This window comes from Lysinibacillus parviboronicapiens (assembly GCF_003049605.2).
In the GTDB taxonomy this organism is placed as follows: domain Bacteria; phylum Bacillota; class Bacilli; order Bacillales_A; family Planococcaceae; genus Lysinibacillus; species Lysinibacillus parviboronicapiens.
In genome coordinates this window covers 2,930,679-2,954,024 of sequence record NZ_CP073713.1, presented here as the reverse complement: position 1 = coordinate 2,954,024, position 23,346 = coordinate 2,930,679, and the positions used below count along the sequence as shown (strand labels likewise).

Genomic DNA, 23,346 nt, shown 5'->3' with positions numbered 1-23,346 from the left:
AGGAGGTGACCGCATGGAAAGTGTAAAGGCAGTCGTTTTTGCTTGTGGAACAGAGGAATATGCAGTGCCAGTTGAACAAGCGATATCCATTGAAAAACTAGAGCATGTTACGCCGATTCCTCATTTGCCCAATTATTTACTAGGCTTTACAAGAATACGCGGAGAACTTGTACCTGTGCTAGATTTTGAGCGTATTTTATATAATCGTTCATCAAATTCACAAACGGCACGTGTTATCGTATTAAATACAGATGTTGTGAATTATGGCTTGCTTGTAACGGAGGCTCGTGAAATTCTTGATTTAGAAGAGTCGGTATTAAAACAGATGGGGCTTGTTAATTATTCAAAAACCCGTTACTTTACTGCTGTGGCTAACCTAGAAAATCGTATGATTACTTACGTTGACCCTAAAATACTTGTTAACTCATTGGATGGTATCCGTGAAATTATTAATTATTTACACAAAATGCTTGAAAACGAACAAGAAAACGTAGAGGCCTGAGTCTCTACGTTTTTTCAATTTATCTTTTAATTAGTGAGAGACATAAATCAATCTACCTGTGTGAGCGAGTTTTTGGTTCCTAAGGTTTTGATAATTATCCATTTGTCCTACAGACATAAACAATATTGCAGTGTAATATTTTTAATGAAATACTACTGAAAAAGGCAAACTTCTCCGAAAGGGAAGGACGTAAAGCCATGAGTCTAAACACTACGGAGTGCAAGATTGTCAGGCTGCCAGGTTCTATTCTATGAGCCTTGGTGAATGGAATGGAGAAGCAAAAAAATGGTAAAGTCTGTACTGTTAAAAACTGTAATTATTTTCGTGATAACGATTACAAGTACATTTGGGGTTTTATTTGGAAAGGCTGACGCGATGTCAATACAAGAGAGAACGACTTGGTTATGGGATACCGCAATGCTTATCGAAGATGAAGCGGGTGTACTGCAATTTTTAGAAAGTAAACACATTACCAAAGTATATTTACAAATTAATTATGAAATAACACATGATATTTATAGCGGCTTTATTGAAAAAGCAACTGCCAACGGCATCAACGTATACGCATTAGATGGTTCTGCAAGTTGGGTTTCCGCTAAAGGCTATAGTGAGCAGGATCAGTTTATAGGTTGGTTAAAATCCTACAATAATAATGCAATACCATCAGCACGATTTGTAGGTATTCATATAGATGTAGAGCCTTATTTAAATAGTGGATGGCAAATGAATCAAGCACTAACAATTCAAGCATACCAAGCAATACTTCTCCAAGCAAAAGAGGGGGCACAGCAATTACAAGTTCCTCTTGAAGTAGATATGCCATTTTGGTTTGATGAAATTTCGTATGACAATCAATATGGGAATGGTGTATTAGCTGAATGGGTTATTGACCAAGTAGAAAGTGTCACGATTATGGCATATCGTGATGTCGCTCAAGAGATTATCAATATTGTTGAAAATGAGATAGTCTATGCAAACAAAGTAAACAAAGCTATCGTTGTAGGCGTTGAAACGGATCCTTCTAGTGAAGGGCAACAGATTACCTTCTATGAAGAAGGTGAAGCCTTTATGTATAAGCAATTAACACTTGTTCAACATCATTATAATCATTTACCAAGTTTTAGGGGCGTTGCCATCCATCATGTGGGTAGTTGGATGACGATGTTGCCGTAAAGAAAAACACAGTACTTCCTAAGAGCGGAGGTACTGTGTTTTCATGTTTACAGTGAATGTCTTTGTAAATATTTAAGAGCCCCTCATGTTTGGTTGGAGGGGCTCTAAGTTCATTTAAGAAAGTCTACCGCTATAATCTTCAAACTTAAATTCACGAATGACTTTAATGCCTTCTTCATCATTATAAGAAACGATAGAAGGAAGATTGACGCCATTAAACATATGGTTTTTCACCATCGAATAATGTGCCATATCTGTGAAAACAAGACGATCGCCTGGTTGTAAAGGTTTTTCAAATGAATAATCACCAATAACATCACCTGCAAGGCATGTAAGCCCTCCTAAGCGGTATGTGTAGGCAAGTTCATTTGGCTGACCTGCACCGATTATAACAGGGCGATAAGGCATTTCTAATACGTCCGGCATATGGCATGTTGCCGATGTATCTAAAATAGCTAGGTCCATACCATTTTTCTGTACATCTAGAACAGTTGCCACTAAGTAGCCTGTATTTAATGCTACTGCTTCACCAGGTTCTAAATAAACAAGAAGATTATACTTGTCTTGCATGTAATTAATAATGCTTACAAGCTTTTCTACATCGTAATCATCACGTGTAATATGATGCCCACCACCGAAATTTAACCATTTCATTTGGTGCAATACATCACCAAAGTTTTCTTCGACCACTTTGATAATACGTTCTAACGTATCAGAGTTTTGCTCACACATCGCATGGAAGTGTAGACCGTCAATACCATCAAGTTGTGTCTTGTCGAAGTTGGCTAATGTTGTACCAAGACGTGAATTTGTATAACAAGGGTCGTAAAGTGCCGTTTCAATTTCAGAGTACTCAGGATTAACACGAATACCACATTCAATTGTTTTACCAGCTGCTTTTACTTTGTCCTTGTACTGTGCCCATTGGTTGAATGAGTTAAACACAATATGATCGACATAGCCTAGTAGCTCGCCCATTTCATGCTCTACATAAGCAGGTGCATAAACATGAACTTCCTTGCCCATTTTTTCGTAGCCAAGGCGCGCTTCATATAATGAACTTGACGTAATTCCTGCTAAATATTCACCCACTAAAGGGAATGTCGAATGCATCGAAAATCCTTTAAGGGCAAGTAATATACGACAGCCTGTACGAGTTTGAATCGATTTTAAAAGCTCTAGATTTTTGGTTAATAAGCGTTCATCCACAACGTAAGAAGGGGATGGGACCTTTGTGAAATCGATTGCTTTCATCGGCTTAGTTCCTTATTGTCTACATTTAGGTCAAGTAGTTCAGGATTATGGCTTTCTTGCCATGGAAGACCCCATTTGTTTAATGCGTCCATGAATGGATCTGGATCGAATTCTTCAACGTTCCAAACTCCAGGTTTTTGCCATTGACCGTTCATGACAAGCATTGCACCAATCATAGCTGGTACACCTGTTGTGTATGAAATCGCTTGTGAACCGACTTCGTTGTAACATTCTTCGTGATCACAGATGTTATAGACGTAGTAAGTTTTCTCTTTGCCATCTTTTAATCCGCGAATGATACAGCCGATATTTGTTTTCCCTTTTGTGCGTGGTCCAAGTGATGCTGGATCCGGTAATACTGCTTTAAGGAAATGGATTGGCTGAATCAATTGTCCTTCAAATTCGATTGGCTCAATCGATGTCATGCCAACATTCTCTAATACTTTTAAGTGTGTTAAGTATTTCTCAGAGAAAGTCATCCAGAAGCGGATTTGTTTTAAGCCTTTAATGTTTTTCGCAATTGATTCTAATTCTTCATGATATAGCAGGTAAATATCTTTTGGACCGATTTCGGGTAAATTGTATACTTCTTTTTTCTCAAGTGGTGCTGTTTCAATCCACTCGCCTTCTTTCCAATAACGGCCATTTGCTGTGATTTCACGGATATTGATTTCTGGATTGAAGTTAGTTGCGAAATGATAACCATGGTCACCAGCGTTGGCATCGACAATATCAATGTAATGAATTTCATCGAATTCATGCTTTTGTGCATGTGCTGTGAAAACGCCCGTTACGCCTGGATCAAAACCACTACCTAGTAGTGCCGTTAAGCCAGCTTTCTCGAATTTCTCTTTATAAGCCCATTGCCATTTATATTCAAATTTTGCCGTTTCAGGTGGCTCGTAGTTTGCAGTATCCACATAGTGCACACCTGTCGCTAAGCAAGCATCCATAATCGTTAAGTCTTGATAAGGTAGTGCAACGTTAATAACAACGTCTGGTCCAAAGGCTTTAATAAGCTCAATCACCTCGTCCGTATTATCTGCGTCTACCTGTGCTGTATGAATCTTTGTTTTTCCGCCGTCTAGTTTTTCTTTTAGAGCGTCACATTTTGAAACAGTTCTACTTGCGATACAGATTTCCTCAAATACGTCCGAATTTTGAACACACTTGTGTACCACAACACTGGCAACTCCGCCAGCTCCTATAATCAATGCTTTACCCAATTGTCTACCCCCAAGTTCATCTAAAGTATTGTCAAACAAGCTGATTATACAGAAAATTGATTTACTACTCAATCATTGTTTTTTAATTTTCTACAAAAAATTTTATTTTTCTACAATCATCAAACATTTTCAGCGGTGAATAGCCCGAAAATAGAAGGAAATTACGTAAAAAAGGACGAAGACATTTTAAAAAAATATCTTTAATTATGTTCCTCTTTGAGAACACGAGGAGATTTTTTGGAAAATTAGCTAAAGAACCGTAAGTGCTTGCGAGACTATTGTGTAGGAATACAAATAAAGTGGCCATTTTTAGAAAATAGGGAGAATGCTAGTAACTCTAAAATAGTGTCAAAAGCAATAAAGATTGTAGCAATGGCACTCACTACAACCTTCAGTCATTTGCGCTATTTGAAAAAACGGTTTGAAACATGTGGCTTGTCATTCCCCCATAAATAAAAAATAAAGATTAATAGCGTGCTTAAAAATCCCATCACGAGGCCATAGGTGCTGAGGGCGACCTGTACTTGGCTTTGTATGGCATATACGAAGATAGCCCCTAGTGTTAACAGATTTCCCATAATAAGTGTCAAAAAATGAAAACGTCTATTCATAGCAAGCCCCCCTTTAATGTAATACTGCCTCTCAGATGAAGAAAATACACTTCAATTATCGCATAATTCGGAAAAATAACCAAGACCTTTGCAAAAGTTTGAGATTAAAAGATGCTTTTTAAATACATCTTATTATAGTATGATGGTTGAGAAGGACGAATTTTCATAGATTTTTACAAGAAAGGGGAGAGTATGAATCGTGAATTTACGAAATTCATTAACTTTTCAACTTGGAACGATTATTGCTGGTATCTTAGTGGTGATGCTAGGTATTACTTCGATTGCTACATACATAACGGCTTATAACAAGTTATATGATGCAGCTGGCGTCGAGGCATATGGCTGTGCCAATATAACGACAGGGTTGATTGGTCCAGCAGATATAGAACAAGCGCTTAATGGAGATCGACAAGCAATGGAACGTATCGGAAATGATTTAAATTGGACTACCAATCATAAAAATATATTCCAAACACAGTACATTTTAACGTTAGATGGCACACTACTTGCACTTGATAAAAACTTAGCGGATAAGGGGTTTGTACCTGGAGATGATTTTTTTATGGACGAAGATGCTATGGCAATGCTACTGGACATGAAACATCCAACTTATTCTGAACCATATACATTCGGCGGAATGAACCGTCTTTCTGGTTATGCACCCATTTTTAAGGATCATGATGCCAGTAAAGAAATTATAGCCATAAGTGTTATAGATTTCGATGCCAACATCGTGAAAGAACGAACGTGGGCTGTTGTACGAGATGGTATTTTAATCAGCATTATTCCTATGCTTTTAGCTTCAATTATTACAGGCTTTTTAATTCGTCGAAAAGTAAGACCGATTAGCCTACTGATTGAACAGGCGAAACAAATTGCGGATGGCAACTTGGCCGTTAAGGGGACGGATGTCAAAAGTCATGATGAAGTAGGGGATTTAGCCAATACTTTAAATCGTATGACGAAGAGTTTACAAAATATGATTATAACAATGCAATCCACATCTGATTCATTAACCGCCAATGCGGTTGAAACGTCTAATACACTTAATGAAATGACCAACACTGTGCAAATCGTTGCAAATAATATTGGTGAGGTAACGACAGCAGTGACGGAAGGTATGCATCATGCAGAAAATGCTACTGAAGCACTTTCTTCATTGGCAGAGGATTTACAAGATATGAAAGTGAAGGCGGATTATAGCGTTGAAATTTCACATGACACGATGAAAATTGCAACCGAGGGCGAGCAACGTGCGAAGGACATAAGTAACGATATGGCGTTAATACGCAACGGTTCTGATGAAGTCAGTCAAACGGTGCAAAACTTAGTGGTATCGGCAACGAAAATTCAAGATATTACGAATTCAATTGCGGGCATCGCTACACAAACAAACCTTTTAGCGCTTAATGCGTCCATAGAAGCGGCAAGAGCTGGTGAACATGGCAAAGGATTTGCAGTTGTAGCAGAGGAAGTACGTAAACTTGCCGAACAATCAAATCAAGAAGTATTAGAAGTAGAAAAATTAGTACAAGACATCATGCTCCGTATTCAACATGTTATTTCTTCCACAAACGACAATACGAAATATATTGAAAAAGGTACGAATACCGTACGTTTAACAGCACAGTCATTAAGTGATATTTCATCTGCAGTTGCAGAAACAGTTGAGGAAATAACAGGTATTTCTAAGTTAATGACCATTGAGACAGAGAAATCCGATCATGTTGTACAAATGATTCAACAGTTAACTCAGGCTATTCGTGAAATCGAAGAGACGATGAATCATATCACAGCAGCTGCGCAACAAACGACGGCAAGTATTGATGAAGTAGCAAATGGATCAAATGAAACAAGTCAATTGGCAAAGGAACTCCATAAATATGTAGAAACGTTTAAATTGCAAGAGTAGTTTTTTTCGATAATCGCTATTTTTCCTGCTAAAGATGGTAAACTACCTATAAGACTTTTTCTTTTGGTGAAGGTGAGGATTTTAATAGTGATAAAACAATTTGATGAGCAAGTTCAACAAATAAACGAATTATTTGTAAATGGTAGCGTCAAAGAAAGCTATACTTTTGCGAAGGCATTATTAGCGAATGAATTGTTTACAATCGATGCATCTTTTTCTATTGTTCAACAGCATGTCGCACTTTTAGAGGCCAATGGCTATGCCAATATGCCAACCCCTACTAGTGAAAAGGTGAAACAAAGTGTCGAACGTGCGGATGGGTCATATCCGGAGCGTGATGTACTTGCTGGCTTTTTAGGCACTCAGGATGATGAGCAGTTTGGAAAAGTGGTAGATGAATTACTGGCAGGACCCATTGAGGCTCAGGCGAACGCTTACTATACGATGGCGGAGTATTTTATACTTGCCAATGAACATGATAAAGCAATGGCTCAATATGCAGAAGCTATTAAATTACAACCCAATACAGCACTTTACTGGGGAGCCTTTGCACTGTTTTTAAATCGTATTGAAGCGAGCCCTTATTTAGCACTGCGTCTTATTGAAGAAGCTATTCAGTTAGATAGCATGAACGCTCGTTGGTACTACATACAGGGCAATATCTTTTTACAGCTTGTCGCATCTACGAAAAATTTAAGCTATTTGCCTGCTTTAGAGGAAGCTTGGAACAAAGCGAAAAAACGCTGCACGGCCAAGCAGGTTGCATTAAAGATTGACATTGCGAAGTCAGAAGATCTCCTAGTTCAGTGGAAAAAGCAAATGTTATAAAGAAAACAGGCATCTGTTATTATTTAAGCTGGCTCAGCCGCAAGACAACCTTGGAAAAATTCCGAGATTGTCTTGCAGCTTTTTTGTTTTATAAAGCTAGTTGACGAAGTCTGTGATTCACTAATGCTGACCCAAGCAAACCCTAACTACGCTCAGTGCTGTTGTCCTGCTTTTGCCGCCATCGGTTTCAATCGTTTAGAGGTGCCTTTATGGTATGACCTGTTTTTGTTAATACAGTATCTACTATATTTGTTAGAGTAGCAATGCTCACTATCTCAGTGAACTCATTTTTTTGAATAAATATAAAAAATTCAAGATGTTTCCGTATTTTTATGCTAGAATTGTCATATAAACGGACGTATGAAACTTATTTTATTGCATGAAAGAAGTGTTTCTGTGAGTTTGTATGTAGCGTATGTCATGGTAGGGCTAGCAATTGCCATGCCAGTAGGTGCCATTACGGTAGAAATGACAAAGCAAGGATTAAAAAATGGTTTTGTGCACGGTTGGGCTGTAGGGCTTGGTGGCATGACAATCGACATTGCATTAATTTTCGCTTTGTATATGGGCCTTGCTTCCATTTTAGCAATGCCAATGATTCAATTGCCAATGTGGATTATTGGGGCAGGATTTTTATTGTTATTAGGACTCGATTCTATTAAAAATGCCGACCATGATATTACATTGGCTGGTGAAAAGGTGACGAAGTCTTTTTTTAAATCCTATCGAAATGGCTTACTTGTAGCAGTATCACCAGGCAATCTAGTTTTTTGGGTTAATGTTTTTGGTGTCGTGCTAGCCAAGTCATATGATCAGACGGAGTCGACTAGTTTTTTAGTAATTGCTGCAGGTGTGCTGAGTGGTATTTTACTGCATGATATCGGTCTAATGACGATTGTTTCCGTGACGCGTAGGGCGATGAGCCGTAAGATGATCAAAACGCTGACAATGGTATCAGGTGTATTATTGATCGGCTTTGCAGGTTATTTTATTTATGAATTTATTCAGGGAATAAAAGTGTATATGTAAAAAAGTGTACAGGAATGTTGTACTTGCAGACTGTCAACAAACTGGGAATTTCAAGTTTGTCGACAGTCTTTTTTGTTTTACTATAAATATAGAAATTGCCAAGGTCGGTCTGTGAGCTCGCCGGGTCGCACCTAGCCCACGCTTTTCCGCTGGAGTTACCACCTGGAAAAAGACAAAAAGGTATGGAGAGAAGCACTTCTCAATACCTTTTGTCGCAAGTTTTAATACGCTAAAATTTGTGTTTGCTCTGCAATACAGGCTAGAATTTCTTCAGCCACTTGATGGGCTAATGTGAGTGCAGATGTGAAACCTACACAAGAGCAGTTCATTTCACCTAAAATGTAGCAGTCTTCACCAGCTCCATTTGTATCTAGCATGAAATCAGCTGTCCAAATTAGTGGCAGATCATAGTTGCCAAGTAAGCTTGTCACTAGGGGTAATTGTATTAAAAAGTTTTGGACAAGTTCTTCCCAATCTTCAGGTGCATCATAGCGATATTGGGCACCTGAAAATAGCGTCGCACTAAAGGCATCCTCAGCATCAGCTGGCTTTTTATGTACCACATGTACTGGTTTATCACGCAACATAAATAAGCGGATTTCGCCTTCTGTAATACGAGGGAGGAAACGCATATCAATTAACATGCCGTTTGCACCAGTAATATACTGTTCACAAAACGTCATGAATTCACCTAGTTTCCAATATTCTACGTGATTATCTTTAGCTTCTGTACATTTAATCTCTGCATCTAGGGGCACTTCAGTAACTCCTTTTGCGAGTGGGTTGACTAATTTCACCCGCCAGATGCCTTCTCCTGTAGAACCTCGATTTTGCTTTAACACGCGTTCAGTATTGGCAAGCGAAGTAGGAAATTGGGCTTTAAATGCTTCCATCGTGTAATAAGCAAACGTATCATCGGGTACAAGATTTGTTGAAACTAACTTTGATAAGACATCTTTAGAACCATAGCCGATCATTGCATCAGGATGAGGCATACCAATCACACCCATTGCGCACAACTCACGTAGCATCGTAAAATATTCTGCCTCATGCTTTAAATTTCCAGGATTGATGCGTGATACGTAGGCGATGCCATGGTCTTTTACATAGTTAAAAATTTCTCCCTGTTTTGTTACATCAAAAAAAATTACTTCAGCATCTTGTCCTCGTTGTTTCAGCGCATTAACCATTGGCATTGTATCTTTTCGGTAACCATCTGGTCCTTTGTCATTACCACCTTGCACCTCGAAGAAAATCACTTTTTTAACCATATTATTTCCTCCTTCATATGATGATAAATTCAGTATAATGGACAAACAAGGAAAAAAGATATATGAATTATGTAATTTTTATGTATAAATTCTTAGCTTTATATTGCTGTTATAGGAATTTATAACCATTTGTTATTTGAATTATCTGAATTCTGTACAATCCGATGTATATAGGCATTTTTGTCACGATTTCATGCGTTTTTTCTGAAATACCGTGAGATATAAAATCATACTTAAAATGAGTAACGTCCCGATGGTTTGGCCACCACCAAAGGGGATTTGTAGCCAAAGTACACTTGTGACAACAGCTGTTAAAGGTTCAAGACTACCAAGTAAACTTGTTTCCTTAGGCGATAAATACTGTAGGCTCTCAATATAAAACCAAAATGCTAGCATTGTCCCGAAAATTACGATAAAGACAAAATAAAGCGTAGTTGAAAGTGCCCAATTTGCAATATTGATGTGCCATGGTTGATAAAATACACTCATGACCACACCACCAATAAGCATTGACCAGCCTACGACAAGCAATGAATGAAACTGTTGTAAAAGCGGTACAGCATATAATGTATAAAAGGCGGCCGAAAGCCCAGATAAAACACCCCAGAACACCGCCGTTATTGGAACTGAAAGTGTAGAGAGTGAACCATTAGTTAGTAATAGAAATGTTCCAATAAGTGTGAGTGACACAGCTATACCATCCTGTTTTGTCAATTGGCTGTGTTTCGTGATGAAATAATATGCCATGATAAAAAGAGGTGCTAAATATTGCAGTAATGTCGCTACAGCAGAGTTACCTAAAGCAATGGACATCATATAGGTATATTGCACAGCTAGCATGCCAAGTAAGCTAAATAATATTTGTCTAAAAGTATTATACTTTGTGCCCCAAATCACAAAGATGGATTCTTTCCGATGTGTAATTTTATAAATGCTAATTAATAAAATGCCTGCTAAAAGAAGGCGACTGGAAACGAGCCAGCCCACTTCAATATTTTCCTGCTGGAAGAGTTTTTGAGCGACGGTACCGCCAATTCCCCAAAAGCTTGCGCCAAGAATGACAAGGATAAAACCCAGTGTTCGATTTTTCGGCAGTGGTGCTTGTTGATTCATCTAATAACATCTCCTAAACTATCAATATAGAGCAATTATAAAGGTTATTAATGGCATGAAATATCGAATTATATGGCTAAAAATATCAATATATTGAGGTGGAGAAAGTGGCATTAACACATATTAAAGTAGCAAAGGACTTACAAGAATTAACGTTGCATGGTACGAAGGCGTTTCCTGTGGCGTTGTATGAAACTATACTGCGACTAGATCGTCTGGATTTTTTACCTTTACATTGGCATAAGGAAATTCAATTTGTTTACGTCAAAGAAGGTAGTGTGCAATATCGTGTTGGAGCTGAAGTATTTGTGCTTGAACAGGGAGATGGTGTCTTTGTTAATGCTTCTTGTTTACATGAAGCAAGACCTTATGAAATAGAGCAAGCAAAGATTTACTGCGTCAATGTTGATCCTATGCTATTAGGGGGACAAGAGGGGCGTATTATGGCTATAAAATATGTTGACCCCTATATTACGACTAACAGCCTACCATTTGTAAGGCTATCTGGTGCGTTAGCACGGGCGGTTGAAGGTGTAGCACTGCTGTTGAAAGAACGAGAACTATTTTTTGAGATGAAAGTATGGCGAGAACTGTTATTAATTTGGGAAACAATGTTGACCCAATCTTTGCTAACAGAGGAGCTAATGAGTCCATCGGTGATAGTGCAGCATGAGCGTGCAAAGGAAATGTTAGATTATTTACATAATCATTATCAGGAGAAGATAACGCTTGACGATTTAGCCGCACATGTTTTTTTAAGTCGAGCTGAATGTAGTCGCTTTTTTAAGAAAATAGTGGGAATAACACCGTTCACATATATTTTACATTATAGACTTCGTAAAAGTATGGAGCTGTTACGTGATAGTGAGCAATCCGTAACGACTATTGCCTCCAGTACAGGATTTAGTACGGTTAGTTATTATATTGATCGCTTTAAGGAATATACTGGATACACACCGCACGTTTATCGCAAGAAATTTTTAATGACAAATTACAAGGTTTAACGGTGACTAGTGACGTTTAAAATGCTCTCACTACGAAGCGGAGAACCTACAGAAGACAGTATTTTGCGAGGAATTCATAAGGTTTTTGCTTATTTACAGCAGGAAAATTTACTCAAAGAGGAGATAGTTGTGCAAGATGAAATCGATATTTACACGCTTTTATCGATGGACTTGCCTTGCATGTCTTGATGGGTTTTGTGGCGATGGATAAGAAACGACTATATTGTCTAATTGAAAAGGAAATAGATAAAATCATAAAAGCATAAAGAAATACTGTAGCCCGCCTAGTTAATCTAGGTGGGCTATTGCATTTAGTATGTCTTCACTTACTGCCTCCCAAAATTGCTGTTGTACCAAATCGCAATAAGTATAGAGCTCTTTTTTTTGGACATGGTCATATATCTCAGCGATTGTTTCTTTGTAAAAATGAAGTCGATGATTTAAGGATTCTCGCTCATCTTCCAAACAAAAATATTTATATATATCTGCAAGACGTGCGAGCTTTGTACACTTATGTCTTGTTGCCTCATACTGTGTTTGATGAAAACGTCCAATAGCACTGTGCATGGAGCTTTTCATTCGATGTTCAGCCTGTAATATTTTAAATTCCTCTTGGCGAATGGCTATACGGTACCAAAATTCGTAACGCATCGGTAAGTCCTTAAGTTCATAAGTAAGCAATGATTTAAGAATAAAACCAACATGCTCATATGTATCGATGATCTTTTCAGATTCCTTAAATATTCCAAACATTCAGCCACCCCCATGTATTTAAATACTACAGAACAACTTCAAAACCCTTTCATTTTCCGCATTATAGTTAACAAATCTCGCTAATAGAAGATGGATTTATACTGATAGCATGGTAAGAATCGCTGTTAGAGCCGAGAAATACGTAGAAAGGTTCTCGCGCTTGAAGAAAATTGTAGTTCTCGCGAAATTTGCTATATTTTGTAAAGAAGTGAAGTGTTTTTGTAGAAAAAATGAAAGAGCATTTACAAAACGAAAATAAATGTGTTAACTTAATTTGTGTAGTTAGTTAACTCAAAAGAGGGGGAGGTTAACATTGCAACATTTTTGGGTTGTTGGAACAGATACGGAAGTAGGGAAGACATGTGTGACCACATTATTGATGCGGCAATTACAGCAGCAGGGTCTTCGAGTTACACCCTACAAACCTGTACAAACTGGTGAAGTGTATAAGGATAGTGAAGGTTATTACCAGGATACAGCAATGTATGAAAAGTATTCGATGCAAATGCTTGATCTAGAGAATGTGAATGGCTATTCGTTTAAAGAGCCAGCATCACCTCATTTTGCGGCACAACTGGAGGGGCAGCAAATAAATATTCATCACTTATTAAAGCAAATGCAGTTGTTACAGCAATCTTACGATGTCGTTATTTGTGAAGGTGCAGGAGGTCTTTTTGTCCCGCTAGATACAATCGAAAAGACGACACTCCTTGATGTAATTGTTCAAAGTAAACTACCAGTTGTAGTCGTAACACGCACAACACTGGGAACAATAAATCATACGCTTTTGACTTTAGAATCTTTGCGGACACGTGATATTGAAGTACTTGGCATTGTATTTAATGGTGACACAGGTAGCCGAATGGAGCAAAGCAATGTAGAGACGATATTACTCCATCATGCTTTACCATTCGCAATCATTCCACAGCTTCAAAATATTTCGGAGATTGTTGATTATAGCATTACAGACACATCATTGTTCGAAAGGCTGTATACAAAATGACACAGGCATTAACTGAATTACAAACAAGCGATTTGCAACATGTATGGCACCCATGCTCACAAATGAAAGATTATGAACAATTCCCACCCATTGTAATTAAAAAAGGACAAGGTGTTTGGCTTTACGATGAAAAAGATCAGCGTTATTTGGATGCAGTGTCTTCGTGGTGGGTTAATTTATTTGGACATGCCAACCCACGTATTAGTCAAGCTTTAAGTGATCAAGCGTTTACATTAGAGCATGCAATCTTTGCGAATTTTTCCCATGAACCGGCTATTAAGTTAGCAGAGAAGTTAGTAGCTTTAACGCCAGAAGGTTTAAATAAAGTATTTTTTGCAGATAATGGCTCATCAGCAATAGAAATCGCATTGAAAATGAGCTTCCAATATCATATGCAAACGGGAAAAACATCCAAAAAACGCTTTATAGCATTAACGGATGCTTATCATGGTGAAACACTTGGTGCTTTATCCGTAGGTGGGGTAGATCTATATAACGAGGTGTACCAGCCTCTTTTACTGGATACAGTGCGTGCACAGGGGCCTGATTGCTATCGATGTCCGTTTAAAGAGCAGCCGGTCTCATGCCAAGCCCAATGTATTAGCTTTGTCGCAAAAGAACTCGCTATACACCATACAGAAATTTCCGCAGTCATTATTGAACCACTGATTCAAGCGGCAGCAGGCATGAAAATGTATCCACCGATATATTTGAAGCAATTACGGGAGTTATGTACACAGTATGATGTACATTTAATTGCCGATGAAATTGCTGTTGGTTTTGGTCGTACAGGGACGATGTTCGCCTGCGAGCAAGCAGCAATTACCCCTGATTTTATGTGCTTATCAAAGGGACTTACTGGTGGTTATTTGCCACTTTCTGCTGTCGTAACTTCGAACAAAGTATATAACGCTTTTTACGATGATTATGGGACAATGAAAGCCTTTTTACACTCTCACAGCTATACTGGCAATACATTGGCATGCCGCGTTGCATTAGAAGTATTGACAATGTTTGAGGAGGAACATTATATCGACATTGTGCAAGAAAAAGGAGAGCGCATGGATAAGCTTGCAAGAGCAGCCTTTAATCAGTTGCCATATGTGGGAGAATATCGTCAAGTAGGGCTCGTCGGGGCAATTGAACTTGTAGCGAATGCTGTGACGAAGCAAGCGTTACCAAGTGAAGAACGGATTGGCTATCAGATTTATAAAAGAGCTTTAGCAAAGGGCTTACTTATTCGTCCACTTGGGAATGTATTGTACTTCATGCCGCCATATATCATAACAGATGAAGAAATGACTTTCATGATTGATACAGCGAAAGAAACAATTTTGCAATTTTTTGCGGAATGGGAGGGGTAAGGGATGCAACCACGACCATCAACACTATCACTCATGATGATTGCGATGTTTGCTGGTTTAACTGCCATCGGAGCATTTATGAAAGTGCCACTACCAGTAGTGCCGTTTACCTTGCAAATTGTCTTTGTCTTTTTGGCCGGATGTTTGCTCGGTAGTCGTAATGGGTTTCAAAGTCAGTTAGTCTACATCGGAATTGGTTTAGTTGGTTTACCCGTTTTTACACAAGGAGGAGGCATCACCTATGTGTTGCAGCCGACGTTTGGTTACTTAATCGGCTTTGCCCTTGCTGCGCTTGTCATTGGCTTCATGATAGCAAGAGTACAAGTGCCGACGAAAAAGCATTTTATCGGCGCAAATATCGTAGGACTCATCATTATTTATGCGGTGGCAGTACCTTATTTATATGTATCGTTGAACTTTTGGCTACACATGAAAACGAGCTGGTCCCATATTTTCTTAGTTGGTTTTTTGAATAGCATTGTTGCAGACTTTTGCTTAGCAATTGCTTCGGCAATTTTAGCGGAACGACTGTATAAAGTATTTCATTCAGCAAGGTCAATCAATTATGCCTCAGTGTAAGGGTTCCTGCTATTACTACAGTAAACGTATGCCGTTGTCTCACAGCCTATTTCAGGCAAAATTTCGAGAGGATAGGAAGATTTAGGGCTACTCAATCAAAGGGCATTCGGCTCCCATGTCAATCCTGACAGGAAGACATGCTTGACTCATCATTTGTGGCCCATCATCTCTAGTGAATAAAGCTATTAATAGAACAAGTAGAAAAGGAGAATGTTTAGTGAATTGGTTACAGCTAGCAGAAGAAGTCATTGCGGGAAAGATGATTAGCAATGAGGAGGCATTGGCTATTGTAAATAGTGATGATGACGACCTATTAAAGATTATGGACGGAGCCTTTGCTATTCGTAAATATTATTATGGGAAAAAAGTGAAATTAAATATGATTATGAATGCCAAAAGTGGTTATTGCCCAGAAGATTGTGGTTATTGCTCGCAGTCATCTAAATCAACTGCACCGATTGATAAATATCCCTTCATTACAAAAGATGAAATTTTAGCAGGAGCGAAACGAGCATTTGAAAATAAAATTGGTACATATTGCATCGTCGCGAGTGGACGAGGGCCAACGCGTAAAGATGTCAATGTAGTCAGTGAAGCGGTAGAAGAAATTAAAGAAAAATATGGCTTAAAAGTTTGTGCCTGCCTAGGCTTATTAAAAGAGGAACAGGCACAACAATTAAAAGAAGCGGGGGTAGATCGTTACAATCATAACTTAAATACTTCAGAACGCCACCATTCATACATCACAACTTCCCATACGTATGAGGATCGTGTCAATACAGTAGAAATTGCTAAGAAACATGGGATTTCTCCCTGCTCGGGTGCAATTATTGGCATGAAGGAAACGAAGAAGGATGTCGTGGATATTGCACGTGCACTTCATCAATTAGATGCAGATTCGATACCTGTCAATTTTTTAAACGCTATCGATGGTACGAAACTGGAAGGCACAAAGGAATTAAACCCTCGCTATTGTTTAAAAGTATTAGCATTATTCCGTTATATAAATCCAACAAAAGAAATTCGTATTTCTGGGGGACGTGAGGTTAATCTTAGATCGCTTCAGCCATTGGGAATGTATGCTGCAAATAGCATTTTTGTTGGGGATTACTTAACTACTGATGGGCAAGAAGCGAATAGTGATTATCGTATGCTCGAAGATTTAGGATTTGAAATCGAGTTAACACAAAAGCAAGAAGAAGTATTCTGCTGAGCAATATAACCAGCCTTAGTATCATCAACATGGAAAAACCGTATGTGCGTCGTGAAAAGGGGACATGCGGTTTTTATTATAGCTGACGGATAGAAACGTGGAAATGACGGATAGGACACTAAAAGTGATGGATAGAATCTACAAAGTGACGGATAGGAAGAGCCATAGTTCTGGTGACGAAATATACGCACGTTATGCCTAAAAAAATCTATTTTTCACAATTTGTTCAATGAAAGCGTTTTGAATATGAACAGTTTGTGAAGGGTTTCACATACCTATTTCTTTTTGGAAAAATCGGCGTAGAATAGGAATTAAGCAAGAGGTTTTTATAAGAAAGATTAATAGAAATATCACATTTTTAGGTGATAGTTATATTACAAAACAAATTAGAAGGGAGATTTAACAATGTGGGTTATTACCGTTTTTGAGAAAAAGGATATTCGCATTTTTGAATACACAGATAAAGTTGAGGCGACAAAAGCTTTAGCTAAATTTAAGAAAAATGCTGTTTTAACTTATACAAAATAATTCATGATTAGATGTTCATGATTTGAAAGTGGTAAATATTATATGCTAAATACTAGTATCTGCTAGATTTCCGCGGTGAGCAGCAAACATTGTCAGGACTTGCGTGTTGCTTGGCTTACTCTCCATCGGAAAACTTGCAGATTTTTTTTAATTTTAAAAAATTAGATGTGTACCATATTAATACTAGTGCACCACAATTGAAAAAGCACTATACACTAATAAGATGGCCATGACGATATTAAATTGCCGTCTATATTGCAACAAAAACTTTTGAAATGCACAACCAAATAGACCCCAGCTGTATGTACTCATAATACCGACCATTCCTAAAAATAAGGAAAAAAGGAAATAGCTAACGTAAGAGTTATGATACGGAAGAATAAACGAAGCAACTACTGTGATACCAAAAAAAATTCCCTTCGGATTTACAAACTGTAACAGCATACCCATTAAAAATAGATTGTTCGTACTTTCAATATTTTCGCTGTCATTGGCTTTACTTGTCAGGATTTTATAAGCAAGATATAGCATATAGCCTACGCCCAGAATTGTTAAAGGAAGTTCAATAATTGGCATAACATTTGTTAGCGCTATATTAAAAACACTACATAGTAAGGTAATGACAAAAAATCCTATGCCCACGCCTAGACAAAATGGAATGGTTTTTTTTAGACCGAGTTTATTTGCAAAAGCCAGTGCCATGAAATTGTTTGGACCTGGGGTAAAACTAGTGATAAAAACAAATAACAAAAATGACAATACTGGCATATTTAGCCCCCCTTAAATAATGTATGTTATAATGTCTAAAATGAACAATATAACGTCAGTCTTTTTATTATACATATCGACCGTTATATTGTACAGAATTATAGGAGTGAGTTTATGGAAGAAATTCATCTAATTCTTGCCAGAAATTTAAAAGCGATTAGAGAGAAAGAAAAATTAAGTTTAGAAAAAGTCTCCCAATTAAGTGGCGTAAGTAAAACGATGATTGGGCAAATTGAAAGAGGGGAGTCAAGTCCAACTCTTACAACTATATGGAAAATAGCGAATGGGCTAAAAATCTCCTTTACGACACTCATAAATAATCCACAACCTGATACAAAGGTTATTCTAAGAGATGAAGTCCAAGTATTGTGTGAGGACAATGGAAAATATAGAGTCTATCCTTATTTTCCATTTCAAGATGATTGCCGCTTTGAAATGTACACGGTTGAAATTGATAAGGATGGAAAATTAAAAGCTGATGCTCATCGTGAGGGTACTGAGGAATTTATTACGGTTTTTGAGGGTGAACTAACTATTTGTGTGAATGACAGCGAATATTGCTTAAAAAAGGGTGATGCCATTCGATTTAAAGCGGATAGACCGCACACGTATTATAATTCAAGGGAAACGTTAACTAAATTAAGTATGACAATTTATTATCCAAGCTAATGGCACATCTTGAAAAGATGATGACCTTTGGGAACCCAAGCAGGACAAATTGTCTTTCAATAAAAAAAGATTCCATAAGTAAAACCCGTATGAGTGTCGTCATGGAGAACGCTCATACGGGTTTTTACTAGTTTACTATAAAATACTGCCTAATCGTTTAATCCCTTCTCGGATGACTTCAGGAGTAGCGTTTGTATAGTTTAGACGCATTGTGTTCACATCTGTTTTAGAAGTGTAGAATGGGTCGCCAGGAACAAAGGCAACTTTTTGTTCCATCGCTTTATGGAACACGTCTAATGATGAAGCGCCGTTATTCATGGTAGCCCAAATGAACATCCCACCATCTGGTCGTGTGTACTCAACATGTGCAGGGAAGAACTCCTGTATTGCATCTAGCATGGCATCTGATTGGTTTTTATATAAAGCGATAATTTTTTTTACATGTTCTGTATAGTCATTGTTTGCTAAGTAATCATAAATAACATATTGTGAGAAAATATTTGTGTGTAGGTCAGTTGCTTGCTTCGCTGTCTCAATGTGTCGCATCAACTGTTTGTTCTTCGTAATGATGAAGCCGAGGCGCATACCCGGTGTGACCGTTTTAGAGAAAGAACCTAATAAAATACTATTTTCTAATTTACCAGCACCAATGTAAGGTAGTGGCTCACCTTGGAAGCGTAATTCTCCATATGGATCATCCTCGATTAATGCTACATCATATTTTGAAACAATGTCATAAATTTGCTGACGTTTTTCCTTTGAATACGTAAGCCCAGTTGGATTTTGAAAGTTTGGTACAGTGTAGATGAACTTTACATTTGGTTGTTGTAAAGCACTCTCTAATTCTTCTAAGTTAAGACCATCATTTTCAAGAGTTACACCATAGAAAGTTGGTTCACTTAATGTGAACGCTTGAATAGCACCCAAGTAGCCAGGTTCCTCAATGACAATCCCGTCACCTTTATTAATAAGTACTTTCCCAATTAGTTCAAGTGCTTGCTGTGAACCTGTTGTTATAAATACATCATCAGCATTGATATCTAATCCGTGCAGACGTTTGTATTTGGCAGCAATATATTCACGCAGTGGTGCATAGCCTTGTGTAGATGAATATTGGAATAGTTTGCTACCATTTTCTCTAATAGCATGGTCAACAGATGCTTGTAAAGCATCGACTGGGAAAGAGATTGGGTTTGGAAGCCCGCCTGCAAAGGAAATGACATCCACTGCATCGGTTACTTTCAAAATGTTTCGGATAAATGAAGATGGTGTTTTTAAGATTCTTTCTGAATATTGCATAATTTATCGGTCCTTTTTTCTGATTTTTTAAAAATTATATCATTGTAATCATTTGCATACAATATTATGATTGTATGCAAGACAATTATATATTGTATGCAAATGCACGTCGAGATAGGAGGGGCTTGAATAATGCCAGTAAATTCATTTGAAGAATATCCTATGAGCTGGAAGCCAGATATCAGCAATATTACAGCGCCATTATATATAGCAATCGCTGAGCAATTGGAGCAAGATATTAAAGATGGAAAATTATCGCCTGGGACAAAGCTGCCGCCACAACGAGAGTTAGCCGATTTTTTAGATGTTAACTTAAGCACGATTACACGAGCGTTCAAACTTTGCGGGCAGAAGGGGCTTATTTATGCCTCAATTGGGAGCGGTACGTTCGTTTCCTCAGATGCAGCTACGAATAAAATTTTATTACCAACAAGTAATTCGGCGCATATTATTGAAATGGGTTCAGTATTGCCTGAAAACCATGCAAATGAGGAAATTACACGCTACATGAAAAAAATGTTGAACGATCCTAATTTCAGCAAGTTATTTCAGTATGGGCGACCAGAAGGAAATGCATGGCAAACAGAGGCAGCAACGAAACTGTTAGAAAAGATCGGCTTTCAAACAGATCAACCTGTATTACTTGCAGCAGGAGGTCAAAATGCAATAGTAGGGACGTTAGCTGCATTATTTCAACCAGGGGACCGAATTGGTACAGACCCTATTACATATGCAGGGATAAAAACAGCGGCCAATATGCTTGGTATCCAACTTGTAGCTATTCAACAAAGAAATGGAGAAATGACAAAAGAGGGGCTATTATACGCTTGCAAAAATGAACATATTAAGGGTCTTTATGTTATTCCAGATTTTCATAATCCAACAACACATACGATGTCTATCGAAACCAGGAAAATGATTGCTGAAATAGCAAGGCAAACAGGTTTACTTGTAATCGAGGATGCTATCTATAGTTTGCTGAAAGAACAACCTCTTGCACCGATAGCTTCCTATGCACCGAATAAGGTGATTTATATTGCTAGTGTCTCAAAGGCCATTTCTCCTGGCTTAAGGCTTTCCTTTATCGTCACACCTACTGGCCTGAGAAAGAAAATTATAGAGACGCTTTATAATATTAATATTTCTGTCTCACCTGTTATGGTGGAACTTACAGCACGGCTGATTCAAGATGGCGTGGCACAAACGATATTAGAGAAACATCGTTTGTATGCGAAGCAACAAAATGCTCTTGTCAATCAGTACTTATATGGTTACACAGTCTTAGGGGATGAGGCATGTATATTTAGATGGCTTATACTACCAAATAAATTTACAGGTGTGCAGTTTGAATTGCTTGCATCAAAGGCAGGCGTACAAGTTTATGCGGCGGAACGCTTTGCTGTTGGAAATGCCAAGCCGGTAAATGCGGTTCGCTTAGCAGTAACAGCGCCTGAAAATAGTGCGCAGCTTGAGCAAGCTTTATCAATATTAAAGGACTTACTCGAAAGTGATGGGGACTATGCGTTTGTCGATTGAATCGCGCCCACACTAAGTTTGTGAAATATGTATTGCACTAACATGGAAACCATACGTTATACCTTATTGTTATTGTAAATGTTTGATAAGTCTACTTCATGTTAACTGTTACTGTTTTCGGCCTTGTGTGTTAATTTTACTGAATTGATAGTGCTAATGAAGAGGGCTACGAGTAAACTTTGAACAAGAAGTTATCAATTTTGCGCAAACTACATTAGAATTTAAGGTGCCTCATATGTAGGGATTGTAAAAGAATTACCTCGAAACCCATCTGCAAGAGTATTAAAGCCTGTATTCGAGAACAACAAATATATTTTTTTATATTCTCGTTTTTTTAAAACACTTCATCTAAGTATTTGTGACTAACATTATGTTGGACGCAAATACTTTTCTTTTGGCCGATGCAAGAGTGTTACTGAAAGAATTGACAAGCATGTATCGAAGTTTGTTGTCGATATACAAAAAAAGCACTCAGACGGATCGTGATGAGGGATTACCCCGTCAACTCGCTAAAACAATCGTCTAAGCACCATAGTTTATTAGTTTTTCCGTGAGTAATCCATATAAAGTTTATGCTAAGTCTTAATTCACGTATTCTTATCGTTTATACGGCTAAAAATGGTAGCTAATATAGGACCTGATATATTGTGCCAAACACTGAAAATGGCACTTGGTACTGCAGCTAATGGAGAGAAATGTGCAACGGCTAAAGACGCACCTAGGCCAGAATTTTGCATGCCTACTTCAATGGCAATAGCTTTCTTTTTCGCTAAGTTCATACCGAACATCTTTCCAAATAAATACCCAATTAAGTATCCTAAACAATTGTGTAAAACAACCACAGCGAAGATAATTAAACCAGTTTCAGCAATTTTTTGTTGATTGCCCGCAACCACAGCTGCCACAATCGCAACGATGGCTACTACAGAAACAAGCGGCATCACTTTTACACTTGCTTTGGCTTGCTTGTTAAAGAGCTTTTGTACAATGAAGCCTAATGCAATCGGAATAATAATTACTTTGACAATCGACATAAAGAGTGCACTAGGTGCAATATCAATGTACTCACTTGCAAATAAATAAATAAGTCCAGGTGTCACGAATGGGGCTAATAAAGTTGTAATCGATGTAATGGTCACAGATAATGCTACATCACCTTTGGAAAGGAATGTCATAACGTTTGAAGATGTCCCCCCTGGGCAACAACCTACCAAAATAACACCAATAGCAATTTCTGGTGGAAGGTTAAATATTTTTATTAATAAAAAGGCTAAACTGGGCATAATTAGAAATTGACCAACTATACCAACCGCCACATCTTTCGGTCTCGTTAATACTTCTTTAAAGTCTGCAACCGTTATTGTTAATCCCATACCAAACATAACAATACCTAGTAATATCGTGATATACGCTGCAATCCAAGAAAAACCGCTTGGCACAAAAAAGGCAAGTGCTGCAAAAAGAAGCACCCACATAGCAAATGTTTTGCTAACAAACTCACTAAAACGTTCTAAAGCTTTCATCCTACACCTCTATGTATTATTTAATAACATAGTAAATCATATACCGAATACAGAATTTAATCAATAATCAGAATAATAAAAAATCTATCTTGTTTACGATAAACACCTCTGTATAGGACAGCCTTTAAGTAACATGGAGAATAATAAAGAAAGGTTTGCGTCAAATCAAAAACAACTACCCCAATTGA

General features: G+C 37.8%; 22 protein-coding genes and 1 riboswitch. Of the genes, 13 read left to right on the top strand and 9 right to left on the bottom strand.

Translation table 11 applies throughout. The features are described from left to right. Nucleotides 1-13 precede the first annotated feature (13 nt). Nucleotides 14-502 (top strand): chemotaxis protein CheW, encoded by a 489-nt coding sequence (locus tag C9J31_RS14225; protein WP_054767494.1) that lies wholly within the window; start codon nucleotides 14-16, stop codon nucleotides 500-502. 153 nt (nucleotides 503-655) lie between these two features. Then, a riboswitch (cyclic di-GMP riboswitch) is annotated at nucleotides 656-743 on the top strand. 44 nt (nucleotides 744-787) lie between these two features. After that, nucleotides 788-1,675 carry an amidase gene (locus tag C9J31_RS14220; RefSeq protein ID WP_107949444.1) on the top strand — a complete coding sequence of 296 codons (888 nt, stop codon included), beginning with the start codon at nucleotides 788-790 and terminating at the stop codon, nucleotides 1,673-1,675. A gap of 114 nt (nucleotides 1,676-1,789) precedes the next feature. On the opposite strand, the gene nspC is transcribed toward C9J31_RS14220, so the two are convergent. The 3 genes from nspC to C9J31_RS14205 form a co-directional block, all read right to left on the bottom strand. Continuing rightward, nucleotides 1,790-2,929 carry a carboxynorspermidine decarboxylase gene (gene nspC, locus C9J31_RS14215; RefSeq protein WP_107949446.1) on the bottom strand — a complete coding sequence of 380 codons (1,140 nt, stop codon included), beginning with the start codon at nucleotides 2,927-2,929 and terminating at the stop codon, nucleotides 1,790-1,792. Next, complete coding sequence (locus C9J31_RS14210; protein WP_107949448.1) at nucleotides 2,926-4,155, bottom strand: saccharopine dehydrogenase family protein; 1,230 nt, start codon at nucleotides 4,153-4,155, stop codon at nucleotides 2,926-2,928. The genes nspC and C9J31_RS14210 overlap by 4 nt, the downstream gene beginning before the upstream one ends. A 404-nt stretch (nucleotides 4,156-4,559) precedes the next feature. Then, nucleotides 4,560-4,766: a hypothetical protein gene (locus C9J31_RS14205; RefSeq protein ID WP_107923900.1), complete on the bottom strand. Its 207-nt coding sequence runs from the start codon at nucleotides 4,764-4,766 to the stop codon at nucleotides 4,560-4,562. Nucleotides 4,767-4,965: 199 nt separating this feature from the next. Here C9J31_RS14205 and C9J31_RS14200 point away from each other — a divergent pair, with 199 nt between their 5' ends. The 3 genes from C9J31_RS14200 (at nucleotide 4,966) to C9J31_RS14190 (ending at nucleotide 8,535) form a co-directional block, all read left to right on the top strand. Further along, nucleotides 4,966-6,678, top strand: coding sequence for a methyl-accepting chemotaxis protein (locus C9J31_RS14200; RefSeq protein WP_107949450.1), 1,713 nt, complete (start codon nucleotides 4,966-4,968; stop codon nucleotides 6,676-6,678). An 87-nt stretch (nucleotides 6,679-6,765) separates the two neighbouring features. Continuing rightward, nucleotides 6,766-7,506, top strand: coding sequence for a tetratricopeptide repeat protein (locus C9J31_RS14195; protein WP_238602094.1), 741 nt, complete (start codon nucleotides 6,766-6,768; stop codon nucleotides 7,504-7,506). 396 nt (nucleotides 7,507-7,902) lie between these two features. Further along, nucleotides 7,903-8,535: a LysE family transporter gene (locus C9J31_RS14190; RefSeq protein ID WP_107923901.1), complete on the top strand. Its 633-nt coding sequence runs from the start codon at nucleotides 7,903-7,905 to the stop codon at nucleotides 8,533-8,535. Nucleotides 8,536-8,756: 221 nt separating this feature from the next. Here C9J31_RS14190 and C9J31_RS14185 read toward each other — a convergent pair whose 3' ends face one another. Both C9J31_RS14185 and C9J31_RS14180 read right to left on the bottom strand, forming a co-directional pair. Then, nucleotides 8,757-9,806, bottom strand: coding sequence for a Cj0069 family protein (locus tag C9J31_RS14185; RefSeq protein ID WP_107949452.1), 1,050 nt, complete (start codon nucleotides 9,804-9,806; stop codon nucleotides 8,757-8,759). A gap of 183 nt (nucleotides 9,807-9,989) precedes the next feature. Continuing rightward, nucleotides 9,990-10,919 (bottom strand): EamA family transporter, encoded by a 930-nt coding sequence (locus C9J31_RS14180; protein ID WP_107923903.1) that lies wholly within the window; start codon nucleotides 10,917-10,919, stop codon nucleotides 9,990-9,992. 107 nt (nucleotides 10,920-11,026) lie between these two features. Between C9J31_RS14180 and C9J31_RS14175 the strand changes: the two genes are divergently transcribed. Beyond that, the gene (locus C9J31_RS14175) at nucleotides 11,027-11,923 is read left to right on the top strand and encodes an AraC family transcriptional regulator (RefSeq protein ID WP_107949454.1); all 897 of its coding nucleotides are present in this window, start codon (nucleotides 11,027-11,029) and stop codon (nucleotides 11,921-11,923) included. A 288-nt stretch (nucleotides 11,924-12,211) separates the two neighbouring features. Here C9J31_RS14175 and C9J31_RS14170 read toward each other — a convergent pair whose 3' ends face one another. Continuing rightward, nucleotides 12,212-12,676, bottom strand: coding sequence for a hypothetical protein (locus C9J31_RS14170; protein WP_107949456.1), 465 nt, complete (start codon nucleotides 12,674-12,676; stop codon nucleotides 12,212-12,214). Nucleotides 12,677-12,989: 313 nt separating this feature from the next. Between C9J31_RS14170 and bioD the strand changes: the two genes are divergently transcribed. From bioD to C9J31_RS24005, 5 genes are all read left to right on the top strand, one after another. Beyond that, nucleotides 12,990-13,679: a dethiobiotin synthase gene (gene bioD / locus C9J31_RS14165; RefSeq protein ID WP_107949458.1), complete on the top strand. Its 690-nt coding sequence runs from the start codon at nucleotides 12,990-12,992 to the stop codon at nucleotides 13,677-13,679. Beyond that, a complete protein-coding gene (bioA, locus tag C9J31_RS14160) occupies nucleotides 13,676-15,043 on the top strand; it encodes an adenosylmethionine--8-amino-7-oxononanoate transaminase (protein ID WP_107949460.1) in 1,368 nt (455 codons plus the stop codon). Before bioD ends, bioA begins: the two co-directional genes overlap by 4 nt. Before the next feature lie 3 nt (nucleotides 15,044-15,046). Next, nucleotides 15,047-15,622 carry a biotin transporter BioY gene (locus tag C9J31_RS14155; protein ID WP_107949462.1) on the top strand — a complete coding sequence of 192 codons (576 nt, stop codon included), beginning with the start codon at nucleotides 15,047-15,049 and terminating at the stop codon, nucleotides 15,620-15,622. Nucleotides 15,623-15,839: 217 nt separating this feature from the next. Further along, the gene (gene bioB, locus C9J31_RS14150; protein WP_107949464.1) at nucleotides 15,840-16,835 is read left to right on the top strand and encodes a biotin synthase BioB; all 996 of its coding nucleotides are present in this window, start codon (nucleotides 15,840-15,842) and stop codon (nucleotides 16,833-16,835) included. A 405-nt stretch (nucleotides 16,836-17,240) separates the two neighbouring features. Continuing rightward, nucleotides 17,241-17,363, top strand: coding sequence for a hypothetical protein (locus tag C9J31_RS24005; protein ID WP_268807913.1), 123 nt, complete (start codon nucleotides 17,241-17,243; stop codon nucleotides 17,361-17,363). A gap of 183 nt (nucleotides 17,364-17,546) precedes the next feature. Here the strand turns inward: C9J31_RS24005 and C9J31_RS14145 are convergent, their stop codons facing one another. After that, entirely contained in the window at nucleotides 17,547-18,131 is a 585-nt protein-coding gene (locus C9J31_RS14145; protein WP_107949465.1) for a LysE family transporter, read from the bottom strand. Nucleotides 18,132-18,245: 114 nt separating this feature from the next. On the opposite strand from C9J31_RS14145, the gene C9J31_RS14140 reads away from it, so the two are divergent. Continuing rightward, on the top strand, nucleotides 18,246-18,800 hold the full coding sequence (locus tag C9J31_RS14140) for a helix-turn-helix domain-containing protein (protein ID WP_107949467.1): 555 nt from the start codon (nucleotides 18,246-18,248) through the stop codon (nucleotides 18,798-18,800). Nucleotides 18,801-18,935: 135 nt separating this feature from the next. On the opposite strand, the gene C9J31_RS14135 is transcribed toward C9J31_RS14140, so the two are convergent. Next, nucleotides 18,936-20,099, bottom strand: a complete 1,164-nt coding sequence (locus C9J31_RS14135) for an aminotransferase-like domain-containing protein (RefSeq protein ID WP_107949469.1) — start codon at nucleotides 20,097-20,099, stop codon at nucleotides 18,936-18,938. 132 nt (nucleotides 20,100-20,231) lie between these two features. Here C9J31_RS14135 and C9J31_RS14130 point away from each other — a divergent pair, with 132 nt between their 5' ends. Beyond that, nucleotides 20,232-21,635, top strand: coding sequence for an aminotransferase-like domain-containing protein (locus tag C9J31_RS14130; RefSeq protein ID WP_107949471.1), 1,404 nt, complete (start codon nucleotides 20,232-20,234; stop codon nucleotides 21,633-21,635). Nucleotides 21,636-22,222: 587 nt separating this feature from the next. Here C9J31_RS14130 and C9J31_RS14125 read toward each other — a convergent pair. Continuing rightward, entirely contained in the window at nucleotides 22,223-23,158 is a 936-nt protein-coding gene (locus tag C9J31_RS14125; protein ID WP_107923911.1) for a bile acid:sodium symporter family protein, read from the bottom strand. Nucleotides 23,159-23,346: the final 188 nt, after the last annotated feature.